This window comes from Burkholderia sp. 9777_1386 (assembly GCF_015712265.1).
Classification (GTDB): domain Bacteria; phylum Pseudomonadota; class Gammaproteobacteria; order Burkholderiales; family Burkholderiaceae; genus Burkholderia; species Burkholderia cenocepacia.
On the sequence record NZ_JACCQB010000045.1, the window covers coordinates 39,899 to 57,097 of the forward strand.

At 67.7% G+C, this 17,199-nt stretch carries 18 protein-coding genes and 1 pseudogene; 8 read left to right on the top strand and 11 right to left on the bottom strand.

Annotation, left to right across the window (positions count from 1 at the left end):
• The first annotated feature begins 52 nt into the window (after window positions 1–52).
• Both H0X91_RS26715 and H0X91_RS26720 read left to right on the top strand, forming a co-directional pair.
• A complete protein-coding gene (locus tag H0X91_RS26715) occupies window positions 53–2,731 on the top strand; it encodes a GH92 family glycosyl hydrolase (protein ID WP_060265462.1) in 2,679 nt (892 codons plus the stop codon).
• 152 nt (window positions 2,732–2,883) lie between these two features.
• A complete protein-coding gene (locus H0X91_RS26720; RefSeq protein WP_034202882.1) occupies window positions 2,884–3,705 on the top strand; it encodes an SDR family NAD(P)-dependent oxidoreductase in 822 nt (273 codons plus the stop codon).
• Window positions 3,706–3,792: 87 nt separating this feature from the next.
• On the opposite strand, the gene surE is transcribed toward H0X91_RS26720, so the two are convergent.
• From surE to H0X91_RS26735, 3 genes are all read right to left on the bottom strand, one after another.
• A complete protein-coding gene (surE, locus tag H0X91_RS26725) occupies window positions 3,793–4,572 on the bottom strand; it encodes a 5'/3'-nucleotidase SurE (RefSeq protein WP_062910114.1) in 780 nt (259 codons plus the stop codon).
• Between the two features lie 189 nt (window positions 4,573–4,761).
• The gene (locus tag H0X91_RS26730; RefSeq protein WP_006486305.1) at window positions 4,762–5,070 is read right to left on the bottom strand and encodes an AzlD family protein; all 309 of its coding nucleotides are present in this window, start codon (window positions 5,068–5,070) and stop codon (window positions 4,762–4,764) included.
• Window positions 5,063–5,797, bottom strand: a complete 735-nt coding sequence (locus H0X91_RS26735) for an AzlC family ABC transporter permease (protein WP_058902653.1) — start codon at window positions 5,795–5,797, stop codon at window positions 5,063–5,065. Before H0X91_RS26735 ends, H0X91_RS26730 begins: the two co-directional genes overlap by 8 nt.
• Before the next feature lie 125 nt (window positions 5,798–5,922).
• On the opposite strand from H0X91_RS26735, the gene H0X91_RS26740 reads away from it, so the two are divergent.
• The 3 genes from H0X91_RS26740 (at window position 5,923) to H0X91_RS26750 (ending at window position 8,002) form a co-directional block, all read left to right on the top strand.
• Complete coding sequence (locus tag H0X91_RS26740) at window positions 5,923–6,381, top strand: Lrp/AsnC family transcriptional regulator (RefSeq protein ID WP_006486309.1); 459 nt, start codon at window positions 5,923–5,925, stop codon at window positions 6,379–6,381.
• Between the two features lie 225 nt (window positions 6,382–6,606).
• Complete coding sequence (locus H0X91_RS26745) at window positions 6,607–7,176, top strand: hypothetical protein (RefSeq protein ID WP_062910113.1); 570 nt, start codon at window positions 6,607–6,609, stop codon at window positions 7,174–7,176.
• Between the two features lie 148 nt (window positions 7,177–7,324).
• Window positions 7,325–8,002: a YebB family permuted papain-like enzyme gene (locus tag H0X91_RS26750; protein ID WP_006486296.1), complete on the top strand. Its 678-nt coding sequence runs from the start codon at window positions 7,325–7,327 to the stop codon at window positions 8,000–8,002.
• A 54-nt stretch (window positions 8,003–8,056) separates the two neighbouring features.
• Here H0X91_RS26750 and H0X91_RS26755 read toward each other — a convergent pair whose 3' ends face one another.
• The 5 genes from H0X91_RS26755 to H0X91_RS26775 all read right to left on the bottom strand — a co-directional run bounded on the left by H0X91_RS26755 (window position 8,057) and on the right by H0X91_RS26775 (window position 12,351).
• The gene (locus H0X91_RS26755) at window positions 8,057–8,689 is read right to left on the bottom strand and encodes a LysE family translocator (RefSeq protein WP_058902654.1); all 633 of its coding nucleotides are present in this window, start codon (window positions 8,687–8,689) and stop codon (window positions 8,057–8,059) included.
• A gap of 142 nt (window positions 8,690–8,831) precedes the next feature.
• The gene (locus H0X91_RS26760) at window positions 8,832–9,701 is read right to left on the bottom strand and encodes a PASTA domain-containing protein (RefSeq protein ID WP_060265467.1); all 870 of its coding nucleotides are present in this window, start codon (window positions 9,699–9,701) and stop codon (window positions 8,832–8,834) included.
• Between the two features lie 106 nt (window positions 9,702–9,807).
• On the bottom strand, window positions 9,808–10,140 hold the full coding sequence (locus tag H0X91_RS26765; RefSeq protein ID WP_006493310.1) for a DUF2322 family protein: 333 nt from the start codon (window positions 10,138–10,140) through the stop codon (window positions 9,808–9,810).
• Window positions 10,141–10,193: 53 nt separating this feature from the next.
• Window positions 10,194–11,627, bottom strand: coding sequence for an MFS transporter (locus tag H0X91_RS26770; protein ID WP_058902656.1), 1,434 nt, complete (start codon window positions 11,625–11,627; stop codon window positions 10,194–10,196).
• A 22-nt stretch (window positions 11,628–11,649) separates the two neighbouring features.
• Complete coding sequence (locus H0X91_RS26775; protein WP_027812970.1) at window positions 11,650–12,351, bottom strand: flavin reductase family protein; 702 nt, start codon at window positions 12,349–12,351, stop codon at window positions 11,650–11,652.
• A 211-nt stretch (window positions 12,352–12,562) separates the two neighbouring features.
• Here H0X91_RS26775 and H0X91_RS26780 point away from each other — a divergent pair, with 211 nt between their 5' ends.
• Both H0X91_RS26780 and H0X91_RS26785 read left to right on the top strand, forming a co-directional pair.
• Window positions 12,563–12,889 carry a thioredoxin family protein gene (locus H0X91_RS26780; RefSeq protein ID WP_006485487.1) on the top strand — a complete coding sequence of 109 codons (327 nt, stop codon included), beginning with the start codon at window positions 12,563–12,565 and terminating at the stop codon, window positions 12,887–12,889.
• A 10-nt stretch (window positions 12,890–12,899) separates the two neighbouring features.
• Window positions 12,900–13,319, top strand: a complete 420-nt coding sequence (locus tag H0X91_RS26785; RefSeq protein ID WP_012493085.1) for a secondary thiamine-phosphate synthase enzyme YjbQ — start codon at window positions 12,900–12,902, stop codon at window positions 13,317–13,319.
• Window positions 13,320–13,407: 88 nt separating this feature from the next.
• Here H0X91_RS26785 and atsR read toward each other — a convergent pair whose 3' ends face one another.
• The 3 genes from atsR to H0X91_RS26800 form a co-directional block, all read right to left on the bottom strand.
• A complete protein-coding gene (gene atsR, locus H0X91_RS26790) occupies window positions 13,408–15,228 on the bottom strand; it encodes a hybrid sensor histidine kinase/response regulator AtsR (protein WP_058902657.1) in 1,821 nt (606 codons plus the stop codon).
• A 1-nt stretch (window position 15,229) separates the two neighbouring features.
• Window positions 15,230–15,733, bottom strand: a complete 504-nt coding sequence (locus H0X91_RS26795; protein WP_006485477.1) for a molybdopterin-dependent oxidoreductase — start codon at window positions 15,731–15,733, stop codon at window positions 15,230–15,232.
• A 68-nt stretch (window positions 15,734–15,801) separates the two neighbouring features.
• The gene (locus H0X91_RS26800; RefSeq protein ID WP_006485493.1) at window positions 15,802–16,677 is read right to left on the bottom strand and encodes a response regulator; all 876 of its coding nucleotides are present in this window, start codon (window positions 16,675–16,677) and stop codon (window positions 15,802–15,804) included.
• A 364-nt stretch (window positions 16,678–17,041) separates the two neighbouring features.
• Between H0X91_RS26800 and H0X91_RS26805 the strand changes: the two are divergent.
• Window positions 17,042–17,199: pseudogene (locus tag H0X91_RS26805) on the top strand (sel1 repeat family protein); the annotation flags it as partial.

The following is a 17,199-nucleotide window of genomic DNA, read 5'->3' on the forward strand; positions in this document are numbered from 1 at the left end:
AAGAGCGGGTCTTGCCGACAGGATCGACGCAGAGAGAGGGAGGGACGAACGGATGAAGCTACGTCACGTGGTGGGTATCGGATGCCTTGCCGTGTTGTCGGGGTGCGGGGGCGATCAGGGGGCGACGGATGCGAGCGTGCTCGCGCAGATGTCGAACGCACCGGGCAACCAGAACGATCAAGGCAACCAGAACGACCAGGGCGATCAGAACGATCAGGGGGAAAACGGCGGCGCGCACAAGCGATCGGTGTTGCGTAGCGTCGATCCGATGATCGGCACGGCCAACCTCGACATCAACGCGGACTGGAGCAGCGGCGTGCGCGGCCACGGCCACGTGTATCCGGGCGCGACCGTGCCGTTCGGCATGGTGCAGCTCGGGCCGGACACGGCCGGCGGCGCGCATACGCTGCCGTGGAACTGGGATCGCACATCCGGCTACCAGTACGACGATCCGTTCATTACCGGCTTCACGCATACGCACCTGTCGGGGACCGGCATCGGCTCGGGCGGCGAAGTGCGGTTCCTGCCGACGCTCGCGCCGGTCGATACCGCGACGCTGGCCAAGGTTGCCGCCGATGCATCGATCACCTACGACGCGTCGTTCAGCCACGACGACGAAACCGCGAGCCCCGGCTACTACCGGGTGAAGCTGGCGCCGGTCGGCAGCGGCAACACGCCGTGGAACGTGCAGGGCGCGAAGATTCTCGCGGAAATGACGGCGACCACGCACGCGGGCGTGCATCGCTACACGTACTTCCCGAGCGCGGCGACGCAGAAACGCAGCATGATCGTGAGCATCGACAACCCGATCGGCGGCTCGACCGCGAGCGGCAAGATCCAGGTCGTCGACGCGCGGACGATCGCCGGCTGGCAGTTCACCAACAACTGGGCGAACGACAAGCCGACGTATTTCGTCGCGCGGTTCTCGAAGCCGTTCGATACGCAGCACGTCGCGTTCAGCGCGGACGGCTTCAAGGCGTACCTGACGTTCGCCGACGGCGGCGACGGCGCCGCGGTCACGGTGAAGGTCGGCATCTCGCCGTCGAGCATCGCGGATGCGCAGGCCAATCTCGCGTCGGAAGTCGGCGCGAAGTCGTTCGACCAGGTGCGCGGCGCGGCGGAGCGCGTGTGGAGCGCCGCGCTCGACCGGGTCCGGATCAAGGGCGGCAGCGCCGACCAGCGGACGATGTTCTACACGTCGCTGTACCGCACGATGCTCGCGCCGACGGTCTACAACAACGCGGACGGCAGCTACGTCGGCATGGATTCGTCGAACGACGGCACGACGTCGCCGCCGACCACCAGCAAGCATGCGAACCCGGGCTTCGACTATTCGTCGACGTTCTCGCTGTGGGACACGTTCCGCGCCGAGGCGCCGCTGATGACGCTGGTGCAGCCCGAGCGCGTCGACGGCTGGGTCAAGTCGCTGCTGACGCAGTTCGCGCAGAACGGCAAGGGCGAGCTGCCGGTGTGGCCGCTGGCGCAAACGGAAACCTTCACGATGGCCGGCCACCCGTCGATTCCGATGATCGCGGATGCGTACCTGAAGCACCTGACGAGCGCGGGCATCGACGACATCTGGACCGCGTTGACGACCACGCAGCGCGCGAGCGCGCACGGCTTCGACCAGTATCGCCAGCGCGGCTACGTCTATGCGGGCGACAACGCGTCGGTGTCGACCACGCAGGACTATGCGTTCGACGACTGGGCGACGGCCGCGGTCGGCAAGGCGGCCGGCAAGAGCACGGCCGACTACCAGCCTTATCTGACACGCAGCCAGAACTACCGGAACGTGTTCAACCCGGCGCCGAACAACGGCTGGAAGTTCTCGCAGCCGAAGGGCGCGCAGGGCAACTGGGTCGCGGGCTTCGATCCGACGGCCGCCGAGAAGACCGACTTCTCCGAATCGAATTCGTGGGTCGACACGTGGAACATCTTCCACGACTTCCCGGGGTTGATCACGCTGCTCGGCGGCACAAGCCAGTTCATCGCGCAGCTCGACCGCACGTTCGATCCGGCCAACCCGCTGACCTTCCAGTACAACCAGGGCTTCCCGGACCTGACCGGCCGCAGCGGCCAGTACTTCGCGGGCAACGAACCGGCGAACCACCTGCCGTACCTGTACGACGTCGCCGGCATGCCGTCGAAGACGCAGGACCGCGTGCGCACGGTGATGGACGACATGTACTCGCTGACGCTCACGGCCGGCGATCGTGCATTGCTGAGCGGCGACAGCCTGAAGGCCGCGCTGAACGATCCGCGGCGCGTGCGCGATGCGGCAATTCCCGGCAACGACGACTGCGGCCAGTTGTCCGCGTGGTACGTGCTGTCCGCGCTCGGCATCTATTCGCTGAATCCGGTGGGCGGCGTGTTCTATTTCGGCACGCCGCTGTTCGAGGAGGCGTCGATCGACATCCCGATGGCATCAGGCAGCGGCACCGGCGGCGCGTTGACGTTCGGCGGTGCGCGACGCTTCACGATCACCGCGCATACGGCGTCGGGCGCCGCACCGTCGTCGGTCAATCGCTACGTGCAGTCGGTCAGCCTGAACGGCGCGCCGCTGCATCGGCCGTACATCACCTATGACGAGATCAAGGCCGGCGGCAGGCTCGATTTCGTGATGGGCTCGACCCCGAACGATGCGTGGGTCGGCCAGTGGAACGGCCAGGACCCGAACAGCGCGCTGGCGCCTTCGCTGCTGGCGGCCGGCGGCACGACCCGCGCGCAGTAGCAGCGCGCGCCGTCAACGCGCGCCGCCGGCGACGCTGCCCGACTCACCGGGCAGCGCGCGCGGCGGGCACGAAGGGGCCGGATCGATTGCGCCTCGATCCTGTGCCTCGTCGCGCTTATGATGCGGGAACGCCACTGACTGGGTTCCACGCCATGGACGCGCCGCTGCCGCCGATGTCTGCCCCGATTGCCGAAACGGCACCTGAAACCGAAACCGCCGGCGAGCCGCGCGCGGCGCGCCTGCACCGGCCGGTCGCGCTCGTCACCGGCTCGACGTCGGGGATCGGCGCGGCCGTCGCGCGGCGTCTCGCGGCCGACGGCTACGCGGTGATCCTGCATTCGCGTCGCTCGGCCGAGACCGGGCGTGCGATGGCGCGCGAACTCGGCGCGGCTTACGTGCAGGCCGATCTCGCCGACGATGCCGAGCGCGTGAGATTGATTCGCGACGCGCTCGCCGTGCACGGGCGGCTCGACGTGCTCGTCAACAACGCGGGCGTCAGCCGCGTGATCGCGCATGACGACCTCGCGGCCGCCACGTCCGACGTGTGGCGCGAGATGCACGAAATCAACGTGATCGCGCCGTTCCGGCTGGTGGCCGAAGCGGAGGCCGCGCTGCGCGAGTCGGCGTCGCGCGGGCGGGCCGGATGTGTGGTGAACGTCAGCTCGCATGCCGGCGTGCGGCCGAAGGGCGCGTCGATTCCGTATGCGGCCGCGAAGGCCGCGCTCAATCACACGACACGGCTGCTCGCCCGCACGCTCGCGCCGGCGATCCGCGTCAACGCGGTCGCGCCGGGGCTCGTCGATACGCCGCTGACCGCCGACTGGACGGACGCGCAGCAGCTCTGGCGCGAGCGCGCGCCGATGCGTCGCGCGGCGACGCCGGACGATATCGCGCAGACGGTCGCGATGCTCGTCGCGTCCGATTACGTGACGGGCGAGATCGTGATGCTCGACGGCGGGTTGAACCTGACTTGATGGGGTGACGGGCGACGGCTGACGCGGTGAACCGGCGGCGCGCGCATCGTATGCGCCACCGCCGGGTCCGTTCGAACGCGCGATCGATCAGCCGAGGTTCGACCGCAGCCGTGCGAGCGCCTGATCGTGCGTGCGCTCGAACTTAAGCGGCGTGACCGCGATGTACCCTTCGCCCAGCGCGACCGTTTCCGAATCCGCATCGTCGTCGCGCGGCGCGCGCGCGAGCTTCAGCCAGTGATAGTCGATCTCGCGCGGGTCGCGTCCCGACACGATCTCGACGCCCTGCAGCGTGCCGGCGCCCTGGTTCGTCACCTTCAGGCCGCGTACGTCGTCGGCCGGCCGCGGCGGGAAATTCACGTTGAGGCACGCGTCGCTGTCCCAGCCGGCGGCGACGAGCCGGCGGATGACGTCCGGCGCATGCGCGAGCGCGGTGCCCCACGGCACCGCATTGCGATCGGTGAAGGCCTGGCTCAGCGCGATGGCCGGCACGCCGACCAGCATGCTCGTCATCGCCGCGCCGACCGTGCCGGAAAACACCGTTTCGGTGCCGAGGTTCGCGCCGCGATTCACGCCGGACAGCACGACGTCGGGCCGCGCGCCCTTCATCAGGTGGCTGACCGCGATCGCGACGCTGTCGCCGGGCGTGCCGCGCACCGCGAAGCGGTGCTCGCCCTTGCGATGCACGCGCAGCGGTTCGTGCAGGCTCAGCGAATGCGACGTGCCGCTCTGGTCTTCGGCTGGAGCGACGATCCACACTTCGCGGGCGAGTTGCGTGGCGACCTGTTCGAGTATGTCGAGGCCGGGCGCGTCGAATCCGTCGTCGTTGGTGAGCAGGACACGGTCGAACAGCGGGCGGGTTGCTTGCATCGGGGCGATCCTCGCGAAGGGCAATCAGACGGGAAGGGCGGCGTGGCGCAAGCCACAAGGCTAGCACTCCCGCGCGAGGATCGTCGTGTCGCGCGCATGACGTCGGCCGGCGTGGACGTGAAAACGGGCGCATCGCGCGCCCGTTCGTCGTGTCGTGGAATGCGGTGCCGGGGTGGCCGGCGGCACCGCTCAGCCGAGCAGGTAGCGCAGCAGGCCGGCCGACACGACGCCGACGATGACGGTCGGCAGGATCGACAGGCGCGTCGCCGCAAGCAGCGTGAGTGCAAGCGCGAGCAGGTCGGCCGGGCGCGTCGACACGAAGGCCGGCGCGATCACCGAGATCAGCACGCAGCCGGGCACGTTCTCCATCACCGACGCCATGCGCGGGCTCAGCGTGCGGTTGCGCAGCAGCACGTAGCCGAGAATGCGCGACAGGTAGGTGGTCGACGCCATCAGCACGATCGTCGCGACCGTGCCGAAATCCGGAAGCTCAGGCATCGCGCGGCTCCCACAGCAGCGCGGCGATCAGCCCCGCGCAGGCGCCGGCCGCGACGTACCACGCACCGGGCAGCGCGAGATGGGTGGCCGCCGCGACGACGAGGCTCACGAACCACGGACGGCTCGCACGCACGCCTTTCCACATGCCGCGCAGCAGCACCAGAAACACGGCCGTGAACGCCATGTCGAAGCCGTACTGTTCGACGTTGCCGATCGTCGGGCCGACCGCCGCGCCGAGCGTCGTCATCGAGATCCACGTCAGATAGAGCCCGATGCAGATGCCCGCGTAATAGGGCACGCTGATGTGCGTGGCCGAGCGCTCGCGTGCATCGGCGAGCGACATCGCCCAGCTCTCGTCGCACATGAAGAACAGCGCGACGAACGCGCGGCGGCGCGGCAGGCGCCGGATATACGGCTCGAACGCGGCGCCCATCAGGATGTGGCGCGAATTCACGAGGAACGACATCGCGACGATCAGCGCGATGTGCGGCGGCGACGTCCACAGATGGATCGCCGCGAATTCGGAGCCGCCGCCGAAGTTCAGGCCCGTCATCATCGGCACCTCGAACAGGCTCAGTCCTTTCTGCGCGGCCTGCGCGCCCAGCACCAGCGCGAACGGCACGAAACCGAGCATGACGGGCAGCGCCGCGCGCAAACCGCGACCCATCTCGGCGACATAGGCGGGCTTGTTGCGAAGCCCGGACGACGTTGAAACGCTACTGCTCATCACTCCTCCTTCGGGGGAGGAATTGTCTGCTTTTTTGACTCGAATCGGGTTGCGTTGTCGCCAGATTTTTCTCAGAATTTGGCATTGAACGCGTGATACACGAATTTTTTGGAATCCGATGCCAAATGAAACTTGACGCTATCGACCGCCGGATCCTGAGCGCGCTGCAGCGCGACGGCCGTATGCAGAACGTGGAGCTCGCGCACGAGGTGGGGCTGTCGCCGTCGCCGTGCCTGCGGCGCGTACGGCTGCTCGAGGAAGCCGGCGTGATCGAGAAGTACGTGGCCGTGCTGAACCCGGCGAAGGTCGGCAAGGGGCTGACGATCTTCACGCGCGTGTGGCTGAAGGGGCAGGACGCGGAATCGGTGAACCGTTTCGCCGAGGCCGTCCAGCAGATGCCAGAAGTCGTCGAATGCCACCTGATGGCCGGCGACTGCGATTTCCTGCTGCGCGTCGTCGCGGCCGACATCGACGATTACCGGCGCTTCCAGATGGAATACCTGACGCGCATCCCCGGCGTGCTCAGCGTGAAGACCGACATTCCGATGCAGAAGGTCAAGCTCACGTCGGCGCTACCGACCTAGCGCGAAGCGGGCGCGCGGTGGCGCGTCGACGCGCGGTCATCGCGCGGTGACAATCGCCCGATACACTGACGGGGTGAGTCGCGTCGCACGGAGTGCCGGTGCGCTCGCGTACTGTTCGATGTGCAAGCAACTAACGGTCAATGCCGACGCGATCGGCCCAGCGGCGCTGCGTGGCGCGCCGGGCCGCGCGTCGCAGAGGATGCGTTTCTTCCTGTCGAGCCCTACATGCAGCCATTCAATACGCCGTGGAATTCGCTGGAAATCGTCAAGCTCGCGCTCGGCGTGCTGACGCCGTTGTCGGTCGCCTGTCTCGGCTGGCTCGTCGCGCGCCGACTGAAGCGGCTCGAGCTCGTGCAGTGGACCAACCAGCGGCTGATCGAGAAGCGGCTCTCGCTGTACGACACGGTCGCGCCGCAGCTCAATGCGCTGCTGTGCTTCTACACGTGGATCGGTTACTGGAAGGACATCTCGCCGGACGACGTGATCCGCGCGAAGCGTGACCTCGACCGCACGTTCCACATATACCGCTACCTGTTCGACGACGACGTGTACGACGCGTATCACACGTTCATCCACGCGTTGTTCGAGATGCATACGGGGCCGGGCCGCGACGCGCGGATCCGCTCGCTGATCCAGGCGCCCGACGGCGACCGCAGCGTGCACGGTTCGTATCAATGGAAGCTGGCATGGTCCGAGCGTTTCTCGACCGCGAATGTCGTGTCGAAGGACGACGTGCTGCGGCATTACACGCGGTTGATGGAGCGGCTGCGCGTGGCGCTGGGTGCGACGCGCTGAAGGGTGCTGGGTTCGGGCGCTTCGCGTGTCACGCCAGTATCGAAATCCGCCACCCGGCGGCGCGGATTCCCGCCCTTGCAGATGAAGCGGATGCGGCGTGCGGCTGCGCCTGCCATGCTCGCGCCATGTCCACTCGCGCGAGGTTCGTATGGTCGTCGACACCGGCCGCCAGCCGCTTCTGATCCGTTCGCCCGGCGCGCGCCGGCGGCTCCTTTTCGCCGGCGCTCCCGACTCGCTTGCCGAGCCGTTGCCGGCCGAACCGGAAATCGGCGACATCGTCTTCATCCGCGTCACCGTGCGGCCGTTTCTCGAAGTGGCGAGCGCGACGCGTTCATGGACGAATCACGTCGGCATCGTCGTCGGCGAGCGTGGCGGCGAGACGCTGATCGCCGAAAGCACGTTTCCGCTGTCGCGCGTCACGACGATGTCGCGGTTTCTCGCGCGCTCCGATCGCGGCGCATGCGTGATCGCGCGGCTCAGGCAGCCGCTCGACGCCGCGCAGCGTCGCGAACTCGTCGCCGCGGCGATGCGCCGGATCGGTGTGGTCTACGACACGGGTTTCAATCTCGCGTCGCGCCGGCAGTTTTGCTCACGTTTCGTGCGCGAGGTCGTGTGCGAGGCGACGCGGATCGTGCTCGGCGACGTCGAGACCTTCTACACGCTGCTGCACCGGAATCCCGATCATCCGCTCGGCTTCTGGAGGATCTGGTATTTCGGCCGGATTCCGTGGCACCGCCGCACGGTGACGCCGGCAAGCATCCTCGATAGCGGTGCGTTGCGCGTGGTGATGGACACGCGTGATTCGGGTACCGGTCGCGACGACTGACGGCCTCGCGTGTCGTCGGGGCGCGCACGGTTCCGTTCGCGCTGCTGGCTGCCCTCAGTGCCGTCCCGCTATCGCGAGCCGCGCCGCCAGCACCACGAACACCGACCCCAGCAGATACTGCGGTACTTTCGACGGCCGGCGGCGCGCGCCGATCCGCTGGCTCAGCCGGCTCGCGGACAGAATCACCGCGCCGTTCACGACGATCCCGATCAGGTTGAGCACCGTCGCGAGCACGAGAATCTGCACGGCGATCGAGCCGTGCTCGGGCCGCACGAACTGCGGGAACAGCGCGAGCACGAACAGCGCCATCTTCGGGTTCAGCAGGTTCGTCGTCAGCCCTTGTCGAAAGATCGTCGCGGTCGAATGGCGACGTGGCGACGCGACGGGCGACAACGCGGTCGCACTCGAACGGAAGGTTTTCCACGCGAGATACAGCAGATACGCGGCGCCTGCGAAGCGCACCGCGTCATAGGCGAGCGGCACCGCAACGAACAGCTGCGACAGACCGAACGCGGCCGCGAGCGCGTGGCAGTAGGTGCCGGCCTGGATGCCCGCGAGCGTCGCGAAGCCGGCGCGTCGCCCCTGGCTCACACTGCGGGACGCGATCAGCAACATGTCGGGGCCCGGCGTAATGGTCAGCGCGAGACACGCGCCGGAGAACAGCGCGAGCGTGGAGAAGTCGATCATGGCAGTCCCTTTTGCGCGGGCGGCGTAAAAGGGAAGCCAGTTTAGGAGGGCGGGCGAAGCCGGTCAATCGAGCGAACGGACGATGGCCTGGCGGCACGGATCGCATGACGCATGCATCGCGCATGCGCCGCCTGCAAGCCGTTCACTGCTTGCGACAGGCAACCTGATAGTCGATCACGGTGTTCTCGGAAGGCCGATCCGGCTCGCCGCCCACCGTCGTCACGCCGAGCACGCCGGCCGCATTCCGGTAGCGCAGCGCGCAATACCCGACGCCGGTGCCCGAGCACGCTTCGGCTTCGATAATGCCGCGCTTCGCGAGCGTTGCAGCCCCGTCCATCGCGTCCGGCTTCTCGCGCGGCCGCAGCGGTTGCCAGCCATGCGCGATCAGTATCTTGCGGGCCGCGTCGAGCGGCTTGCCGTATACGTTCGGCACGACCGCGCGGCCGCTGCAGTGCGTGCTTTCGGCGGCGACGCGGGTCAGCCGCAGGCCGCCGTTTTCCTCGTGCAGCTCGCCGACGGGCGCTCCGGGGCCGTCGCCGCCCCAGACGAGCAGTGCACCATTCTCCAGACGATCGACCGAGCCGAGCTGCCAGCCTGCCTTGCGCGCCGTGTAGCCCAGCGCGACGAGCGTCGCGCCCTCGAATACGCCGAGGTTGCCGTTGCGCGCGAAACAGATTGCGCTCGTGCCGGCGTTGAATCCGCTCGCGAAGCTCACGACCGTGTAGCGCCCAAGCGGTGCCTCGGATGTCACGATCCAGTCGCGCTTCGCGACTTCGCGGCCGGCCGCCGTGGTCGGCTTCGCGCGATATTGCGTGCAGAACGGATCGAGCGAACCTCTTTCAGGCGAGTGCGGCAGCGTGCCGAGCGGCACGAGCGACGCTCCGACGATATCGGAGGCCGTGCGCAGCGGCTTGGCCGATGCCGTGCCGCCGAACGTGGCGCCGGCAAATACCGCGACCGAAACGATCGACGCCAGATGCCGGGTGAGCGGCGAGGCAACGGAAGGAAGCACGCTGGTTGTCTCCGGGGAAAGTGGGACGGGCGCGGCAAGCGCTTTTTCGCCCGTCCGTCACGGTCGCGCGCGCCGCCTGGCGGCACGCGTACGTGTCGCCGCCGACTCAGTCCTTCGCGACGACGTCGATGCGCAGTGCGTCGCCGCCGGCCACGATCGCCAGCAGACGATCGACGTTCGGGTGCGCGCCCGGACGATTGCGCGCGTCGGCCGTATGCTCGGCGAACACCGCGAGGCCGTGCTCGGCCGCTTTCGCGTCGAGCGTGCCGAACGCCTGCTTCAGATAGTGGTACACCGCGAGCGAGCCCTGCTTGCCTGGCTGGTTCTCGATGGTCGCGACCACGTCGCCGTTCGCGCCGACGAGATCGATGCGCGCGATGCCGTCGATGGCCGGCAGTTGCGCGAGGTTGTCCTTGAATACTGGGGTCGGTTGAATCACTGAAAACACTCCGTCGGTTCGGTCATGGGCCAAGGTGCGTGGCCGGCCGTATCTTATCCGATCGGCCTCGGTGCGCCGGCCCGCGTGCCGGTGCCGGCCGTGCGCCACGCGAGCGCCGCGCCCGCGAGCTGCAGCGCGCTGCCCGTCAGCATCGCGACCCGCAGCCCCGACGCGCCGCCGCCGCACGCGTCGTACAGCGCGCCCAGCAGCGCGACGCCGAAGACCGCGCCGATCATCCGCGTCACGTTCATCAGCGATGCCGCGGTGCCGGCGCGCGCGGCGTCGACTGCGCCGACGGCCGTCGCGGCCAGCGAGCCGACCGCGAGGCCGAGGCCCGTGCCGGTCAGCGCGAGCCCCGCCTCGGCCCACGCGAGCATCGGCGCGTGCGGATTCGTCGACCCGGCCGCGCCGATGCCGATCGCGGCGAGCCCGAGCCCCATCAGCGCGACGCCGCCCGCGCCGGCCGTGCGTGCGCCGACGCGGGCCGCAACGGCACCGGAGCCGAACGACACGAGCGCGAACGGCACCGACATCGGCAGCAGTGCGAGGCTGGCGCCGCTGGCGTCGAGCACGTGGTGGCTTTGCCATGCGAGCGGGAGCACGAACAGCATCCCGTAGCCGCCGAACGTCATGGCGCCGTTGCCGACCAGCATCCCGCGGAACGCGCGATTCGCGAACAGGTCGAGCGGCACGAGCGCGGCCGTGCCGAGCCGCCGTTCGATCCGCACGAACAGCGCGATCGCGGCCGCGCCGGTCCCGATTAGCAGCGCCGCGCGCTGCGGGTCGTGGCGCGCGTCGATCGTCGCGAATACGACGCAGCCGATCGCGATCGCACCGAGCACCTGCGCGGCCGGATCGAAGCGCCGGCCCCGCGGATCGGCCGATTCCGGCACGACGGCGCTGGCGAGTGCGATCGCGGCGATGCCGAACGGAATCACGACGCCGAAGATGCTGCGCCAGCCGAACGCGTGGATCAGCACGCCGCCGAGCGTCGGGCCGACGATCATCGCGATGCCGCCGCACGCGGCCCAGATGCCGAGCGCGCGTGCGCGTTCGGCCGGATCGCGCCAGAGCACGCGGACGATCGCGAGCGACGCGGGGATCAGCAGCGCGGCGCCCGCGCCGGCGAGCGCGCGGCCCGCGATCAGCACGCCCAGCGTCGGCGCGAGCGCGCACACGACCGACGCGCCGCTCAACACCGTCGCGCCGAGCACGAATGCACGCCGCCGACCGTACAGGTCGCCGATCAGGCCGCCCGTGAGCAGCAGCACCGCATACGCGAGGTTGTACGCGTCGATCACCCACTGCAGCGCGCTGACGCGGGCGCCGAACGCGGTGCCGATCGGTTCGGTCGCGAGATTGACGATCGCCGTGTCGATCTGCGCGATCAGCACGGCGATGCACAGCGCCGGCAGCACGAGGCGATGCCGGGCCGGCGCGGCGACATCGGCCGCACGGGTGGCAGCAGGGCGGCGTATCGGATTCACAGGCGTTCTCCCGCGCGCTTCATTACCGTGCGCTACCGGCCAGCGTGCCCGCGTCGCGCGAACGCTCGATGTCGGGGCTGCGATACGCGCGTTCGGGAATCTCGGCGAGCCGCGACGGATGCACCTGCCGCGGCGCCAGCCCGTAGAACTTCTGGAAGCTCATGATCAGCGGCGACCACTTGTCCGGATCGATGCGGTCCGGATGACCGTCCATCAGCAGGTCGGGATGCACGTGCACGCGCTGGATGCGCAGCTCGAACACGCGGATGCGGCCGCGCAGGTCGGGCGTGTCGTCGCCGATTCCGTAGGTGGCCGCGACGACCGCCTCCATGTGCACCGGGCATTCGAGCGCGCGCGGCGGCGTGACGGTTTGCGATGCCGCTTCGGTCAGCCCGGCCGTGCCGAACTTGTCCGGTTCGAATACGTAGCCCTTCGCGCGTTTGCCGTCGGGTACCGGGTACGTGCCCGTCGTGCGCGCGATTCGGTCGACCGCGTCCGCCTGCGCCGACGACGGCAGGTTCAGCACGCATTCGCCGGTGCGCAGCAGGTTGCGGGTGGTCTGCGAACTGGCGGCGATGCCGATCACGCCGCGCCAGCCGAGCCAGAACGCGGACGAGATCGGCGCGAGATTGGCCGTGCCGTTTTCGTTCAGCGTGCTGACCAGCACGACGGGCGTGCCGAAGTAGAGGATGTTCGGTTCGGTGACGCAATGCGGTGCATTCATGGTCGAGGCCTTTGTTGACGGGATCGGTTCCCATGCTGATCCCGTCGCGGCGATGCGGCGCTCCGAATCTTGTCGTGTCATTCCGGACGATGCGCGCGGACCGCGCCGGCAGCGCGCGGGCTTTTCCGCTACAGTAAGAAATCGAAGGCCGCACCCGCCCGCATCGCGCCGGCGCGTGCAGTCACGTTCCGCCAACGCACACGAGGGCCTGATGGACACCGAGCAACGCTACACCGCCAACGCGCCGACCCGCGCGGAAGTCGACGCACTGGGCGGCGCAACCGTCATCGAATTCGGCGCGAACTGGTGCGGGATCTGCGCAGGCGCGCAGCCCGCGATCACGGCGTCGTTCTCCGCGCATCCTGCCGTGCGGCACTTGAAGATCGAGGACGGCCCCGGCCGTCCGCTCGGCCGCTCGTTCGGCGTGAAGCTGTGGCCGACGCTGGTGTTCCTGCGCGACGGGGTCGAAGTCGCACGCGTCGTGCGCCCCGCCGACGCGAAACAGATCGAAGCCGACGGCTTCGCCGCGCTGGCCTGAGGTCATGGCGATGCAACAGGCCATCACGCACGTCGGCGTCGACACGCGCGGCGGCGGCCTCGTCGAAATTACGCCGCAGGTGCGCGCGTTCGTCGACCAGCAGGCGATCCGAACCGGCCTGCTCACGGTGTTCTGCCGCCATACGTCGGCGTCGCTGCTGATCCAGGAGAACGCGGATCCGTCGGTGCAGCGCGATATCGAACGCTATTTCGCGACGCTCGCGCCCGAGGACGACACGCGCTACGAGCACGACACCGAAGGCGCCGACGACATGCCCGCGCATCTGCGCACGGCGCTCACGCAGGTGCAACTATCGATCCCGGTCGAGCACGGACGCATGGTGCTCGGCACGTGGCAGGGGATCTATCTATTCGAGCATCGTCGCGCGGCGCACCGGCGCGATATCGTGCTGCATCTGCTCGGCGAGTAGGCGAGTAGGCGAGTAGGCGAGTAGGCGAGTAGGCGAGTAGGCGAATCGCCGGGCAACGGGCACGCGTGATGCCGCGCCGGCGCGCGGCTCAGGCGAGCAGTGTCTCGACGAGCGCGCCGAGCTCGCGCAGGTGGACCGGCTTCGGCAGGAACGCGTCGAACACCCGCTGGTTCTCGCGCAGCGCCGCCGATTCATACGCGCTGACGCCGAGGATCGCCGGATGCCGACCGTTGTCGTCGGGTTCCGCCACCGCCCGAATACGCCGCGCCACGTCGAATCCGCTCAGGTCCGGCAGTTCGAGATCGAGCACGACGAGGTCGTAGCGGCCCGTGCCGAAGCGCGCGACGCCTTCCTGCCCGGTGCCGCACAGATCGGCGTCGACGCCGAGCGCCGAGAGCATCGCGCCGAGCGTTTCGCGCGCGTTGTCGTTGTCGTCGACCACCAGCGCGCGCCGGCCGTGGTACGCCAGCGCGGGCGGCGGCGCGGGCGCATCGCCGGCGGCAGTGCCGGCCGTATCGACGCCCGGCACTTCGACCGGCAGCGTCACGACGAACTCGCTGCCTTCGCCGACCACGCTGCGCACGTCCACATGCCCGCGTAGCGTCGTCACGATTTCGCGCACGACCGCGAGCCCCATGCCGATCCCATCGACGTGCAGCCCGACCGCGTCGTTCGCGCGATAGAACGGCTCGAAGATCTTCGACAGATGTTGTTTCGCGATGCCGGCGCCGGTGTCGCGCACGGCGATCTTCAATTGCTGGCCGGCCGCCGCGTCGGCAAGCGTGATCGCGACCGTGATCGAGCCGCCGACAGTGTACTTGACCGAGTTCTCGATCAGATTCGACAGCACCTGTCGCAGCAGCTTGCGATCGGAGCGGATCGCGAGGCCGGGCGGCTCGACGAGCTGCGTGACCGCGATCCGTTTCGCGACGATCTTCTCGCGTAGCGGTTCGAGCGCTTCGGCGAGCAGCGGCGCGATGCCGACGGTCTCCAGTTCGGCGACGCGCTTCGTCGAGCGCAGCTTGATGTAGTCGGTGAGGTCCTTGACGAGCGCCTCCAGCGACAGCGCGGAGTTCTGCAGCCGCCGAATCGTCTTCAGGTTCGCGTCGGACTGCGAGCGCGCGAGCAGGATCTCGATCGATCCGCAGATCGCCTGCAGCGGCGTGCGCAGTTCGTGGCTGACCATCCCGAGGAACGCATTCTTCGCCTCGATCATCTCGAACGCGCGGTCCGACGCCTTGCGCTCCGCATCGAGCGCGGCGTTTTGCCGTTCGAGCAGGTCGTCGCGCGTGCGCATCGTATAGAGCAGCAGCAGGAACAGCGCGCACAGGAGCACACCGAGCACGATGCCGAGGATCAGGATCGCGCGCTGTTTGTCCTTCAGTTGATGGAACGTGAAATCGCGCTGAGCCATTTCGATCGCGCGGAAGTAGTTCGCGAGGCCGTTAACTTTCGGCCAATACGCATTGACTTCGTCGATCACCTGCCGCGCCTGCATCGGCGACTCGCGCAGCAGCGGCACCTCGCGCTTCAGGCGCGTCATGAATTCGCCCAGCGCGTCGATCTCGTTGCGCGCGCGCGGGACGCGCAGCCAGTATTGGGACACTTCCGACGGCCGCTGCAGGAACCCGAACGACACCGACAGGCTGTCGAGCTGCATCTGCACGTGATCGAAGTCGTCGTCCTCGCGCGTCGCGTAAAGAATCAGCTGACGATCGAAGCGCGTATAGACGTTTCGGTATTGCGCGGCGGTCCAGAACACGCCTTCGCGCGGCCCCTCGAGCACGCCCTCGTTGACCGAGGTGGCGAGGAGATCCCACAGCAGGAACGCCCACGCGGCGAACCCCATGATCCACAGCGAGCCGAGGACCAGGATGATTTTTCTATTTTTCCATCGCCGCCGCGTCATGTCACTTCACGGTCAGACCGATGATCTGCCACGCGAACTTGGCTTCGCCGAGCGGCGTCTTCAGCTCGTCGGGATACTGGTCTCGCGGATACATGATCCACAACGGGCCGTAGTTGTCGTTGCCGAGCACCTTGCCGTTCATCGTCCGCGCGAGGATCACGCCGTACTTGTCGGCGTCCGACACGGGAATCGTGAACGTGTATTCGTCGATGCAGCGAAATTCGATCTGCGTGCCGTGCGCGCCGACCGTCTTCAGCACGTCGGACAGGCGCGGGCCGGTGAAGGTCGCCTTCGGCGTCCAGCTCGTCGACGTGACGATCGTATGCTGCGGCAGCGCCATCAGCGCCTGCTCGGAAAAGACGTAGCTCATCTTTCCCTGCTGGTTGCTCTTGCTGATCTTGCCGTCGACGGTGAACGTGAACGACGACGCGGCCCACGCCGCGGTGGCCATCCCGAGCAGGCAGGTTGTCAGCAGGCTTTTGATCCAGATGGTTGAAATGCGCATGTTTTTCCCTCGGTCTTATGGTGCGTGTAGCGGGTTGTCGCGCCGGTCGCCGTTTCCGTGCTCGGTGCTCAGTTCGTCGCGGCCGCTGCCGCCGGCAGCGTGAGTTTCAGTTCGCGGGCGACTTCCGCGAACAGGATCGGCAGGCGCACGGGCTTTTCTTCGCAGCGCGCGTTGTAGTGCGACACGATGTGCGCAATCTCGTCCTCGCTCGCTTCGCCGGTCGAGATCTTGCCAGTCAGCAGGAAGATCGGCGCGCCGCTGTTCTCGCTCGAGCGGATGCCGCGCACGAGTTCGGCGGCCGTCTGGTCGCCGAGCATCCAGTCGAGGATGTAGCCATCGAAATCCTCGACCTCTAGCGCCTTGCGGAAGCTCGCACCGTCGAAGTACGGAATCGCGTTCACGCCTTTCTCGATGAAGTATTCACAGACCGTTTCGGCGACGTCGTGCGAATCGTCGACCACGGCGATGCGCGCCGCGTACACATTCGGCTGCGCCGAGCGCAGCTCGATCACGTCGACCGGATACGTGCGGCCCTCACGCGCATGCTCGCGTTCGGTGACGATCCATTCGCCCTGCCACTGCAGCGCGACGAAATCCGTTTCGATCTGGCTGGTCGCCTTCGTCGAGATCGCGGCGCGGCAGCGAAAGCGCTTCGACTCGATCACGAACGTCGCGTCGATCATCTCGGCCGCGGCCGGCTGCGTGCCCTTGTCGTCGAGCAGGATCGCGGGCGGCACGCCGAAGTGCGTCGCGATGTCCTGCAACTGCGACAGGTTCCACGGGATCAGGCCTTTCATCTTGCGCGTGACGACCGAGAAGCTCAGGCCGAGCACGTTCGCGATCGTCGTGTTGTGGCTGCGCGGCGGAATGCCGTTCCGGTTCAGGAGATCGCGCACCTTGTTGGCGGTGATGAGATCGACGTTGGCCTGCTCGGTGGTGGACATCTCGATGGGGTCTCCAGGGGTTTTGGGCGAGGTAGAGCATATCAAAGCTGACGTGTCACGCAAACTTCAAACACGCTAAGGGCCTTGACATGCCGTTTTTCTCCATTATTATTGCTCACCACGTCACTATTGTTTGTTGCGTCATGTTTGGAGATCGATTCCGGCCCTGGTCGGACAGCGAAAAGCGGCAGCAATGAAGTAGTGATGGAACGATTCGAAGAGAGAACCTGAGAGAGCCTAGGACTGCGTGTCGGCGTTGGCGGATGGAATTGTATCCGCTGCGCCGCGCGCAACCGGGTACGAGCTCGCGGGGTGGGATAGCTCGAAGCATTGCGGCGCCGATAAAAATTTGAGGAAAGTACCCATGTATCGCCGTTTACTCGCACCGGGGCTGTTGTTGCTGTTGGCCGCGTGCGCGCAGGATCCGTCCGTCACCGGGAACACGGTACGGATCTGCGACGACACAGGTTGTTCCGATCGCCCTAAAGATCAGGTCTCCTATCAAAAAAGGGACGAGGCGGA

Bases quoted from the DNA above. Each gene is read 5' to 3' on its own strand.
- H0X91_RS26745 (WP_062910113.1), top strand. From the start codon at position 6,607: ATGCAGCCATTCAATACGCCGTGGAATTCGCTGGAAATCGTCAAGCTC.
- atsR (WP_058902657.1), bottom strand. From the start codon at position 15,228: ATGACGCGGCGGCGATGGAAAAATAGAAAAATCATCCTGGTCCTCGGC.
- H0X91_RS26755 (WP_058902654.1), bottom strand. From the start codon at position 8,689: ATGATCGACTTCTCCACGCTCGCGCTGTTCTCCGGCGCGTGTCTCGCG.
- H0X91_RS26750 (WP_006486296.1), top strand. From the start codon at position 7,325: ATGGTCGTCGACACCGGCCGCCAGCCGCTTCTGATCCGTTCGCCCGGC.
- H0X91_RS26715 (WP_060265462.1), top strand. From the start codon at position 53: ATGAAGCTACGTCACGTGGTGGGTATCGGATGCCTTGCCGTGTTGTCG.
- H0X91_RS26800 (WP_006485493.1), bottom strand. From the start codon at position 16,677: ATGTCCACCACCGAGCAGGCCAACGTCGATCTCATCACCGCCAACAAG.
- H0X91_RS26720 (WP_034202882.1), top strand. From the start codon at position 2,884: ATGGACGCGCCGCTGCCGCCGATGTCTGCCCCGATTGCCGAAACGGCA.
- H0X91_RS26795 (WP_006485477.1), bottom strand. From the start codon at position 15,733: ATGCGCATTTCAACCATCTGGATCAAAAGCCTGCTGACAACCTGCCTG.
- H0X91_RS26775 (WP_027812970.1), bottom strand. From the start codon at position 12,351: ATGAATGCACCGCATTGCGTCACCGAACCGAACATCCTCTACTTCGGC.
- H0X91_RS26735 (WP_058902653.1), bottom strand. From the start codon at position 5,797: ATGAGCAGTAGCGTTTCAACGTCGTCCGGGCTTCGCAACAAGCCCGCC.
- H0X91_RS26730 (WP_006486305.1), bottom strand. From the start codon at position 5,070: ATGCCTGAGCTTCCGGATTTCGGCACGGTCGCGACGATCGTGCTGATG.
- H0X91_RS26780 (WP_006485487.1), top strand. From the start codon at position 12,563: ATGGACACCGAGCAACGCTACACCGCCAACGCGCCGACCCGCGCGGAA.
- surE (WP_062910114.1), bottom strand. From the start codon at position 4,572: ATGCAAGCAACCCGCCCGCTGTTCGACCGTGTCCTGCTCACCAACGAC.
- H0X91_RS26740 (WP_006486309.1), top strand. From the start codon at position 5,923: ATGAAACTTGACGCTATCGACCGCCGGATCCTGAGCGCGCTGCAGCGC.
- H0X91_RS26785 (WP_012493085.1), top strand. From the start codon at position 12,900: ATGCAACAGGCCATCACGCACGTCGGCGTCGACACGCGCGGCGGCGGC.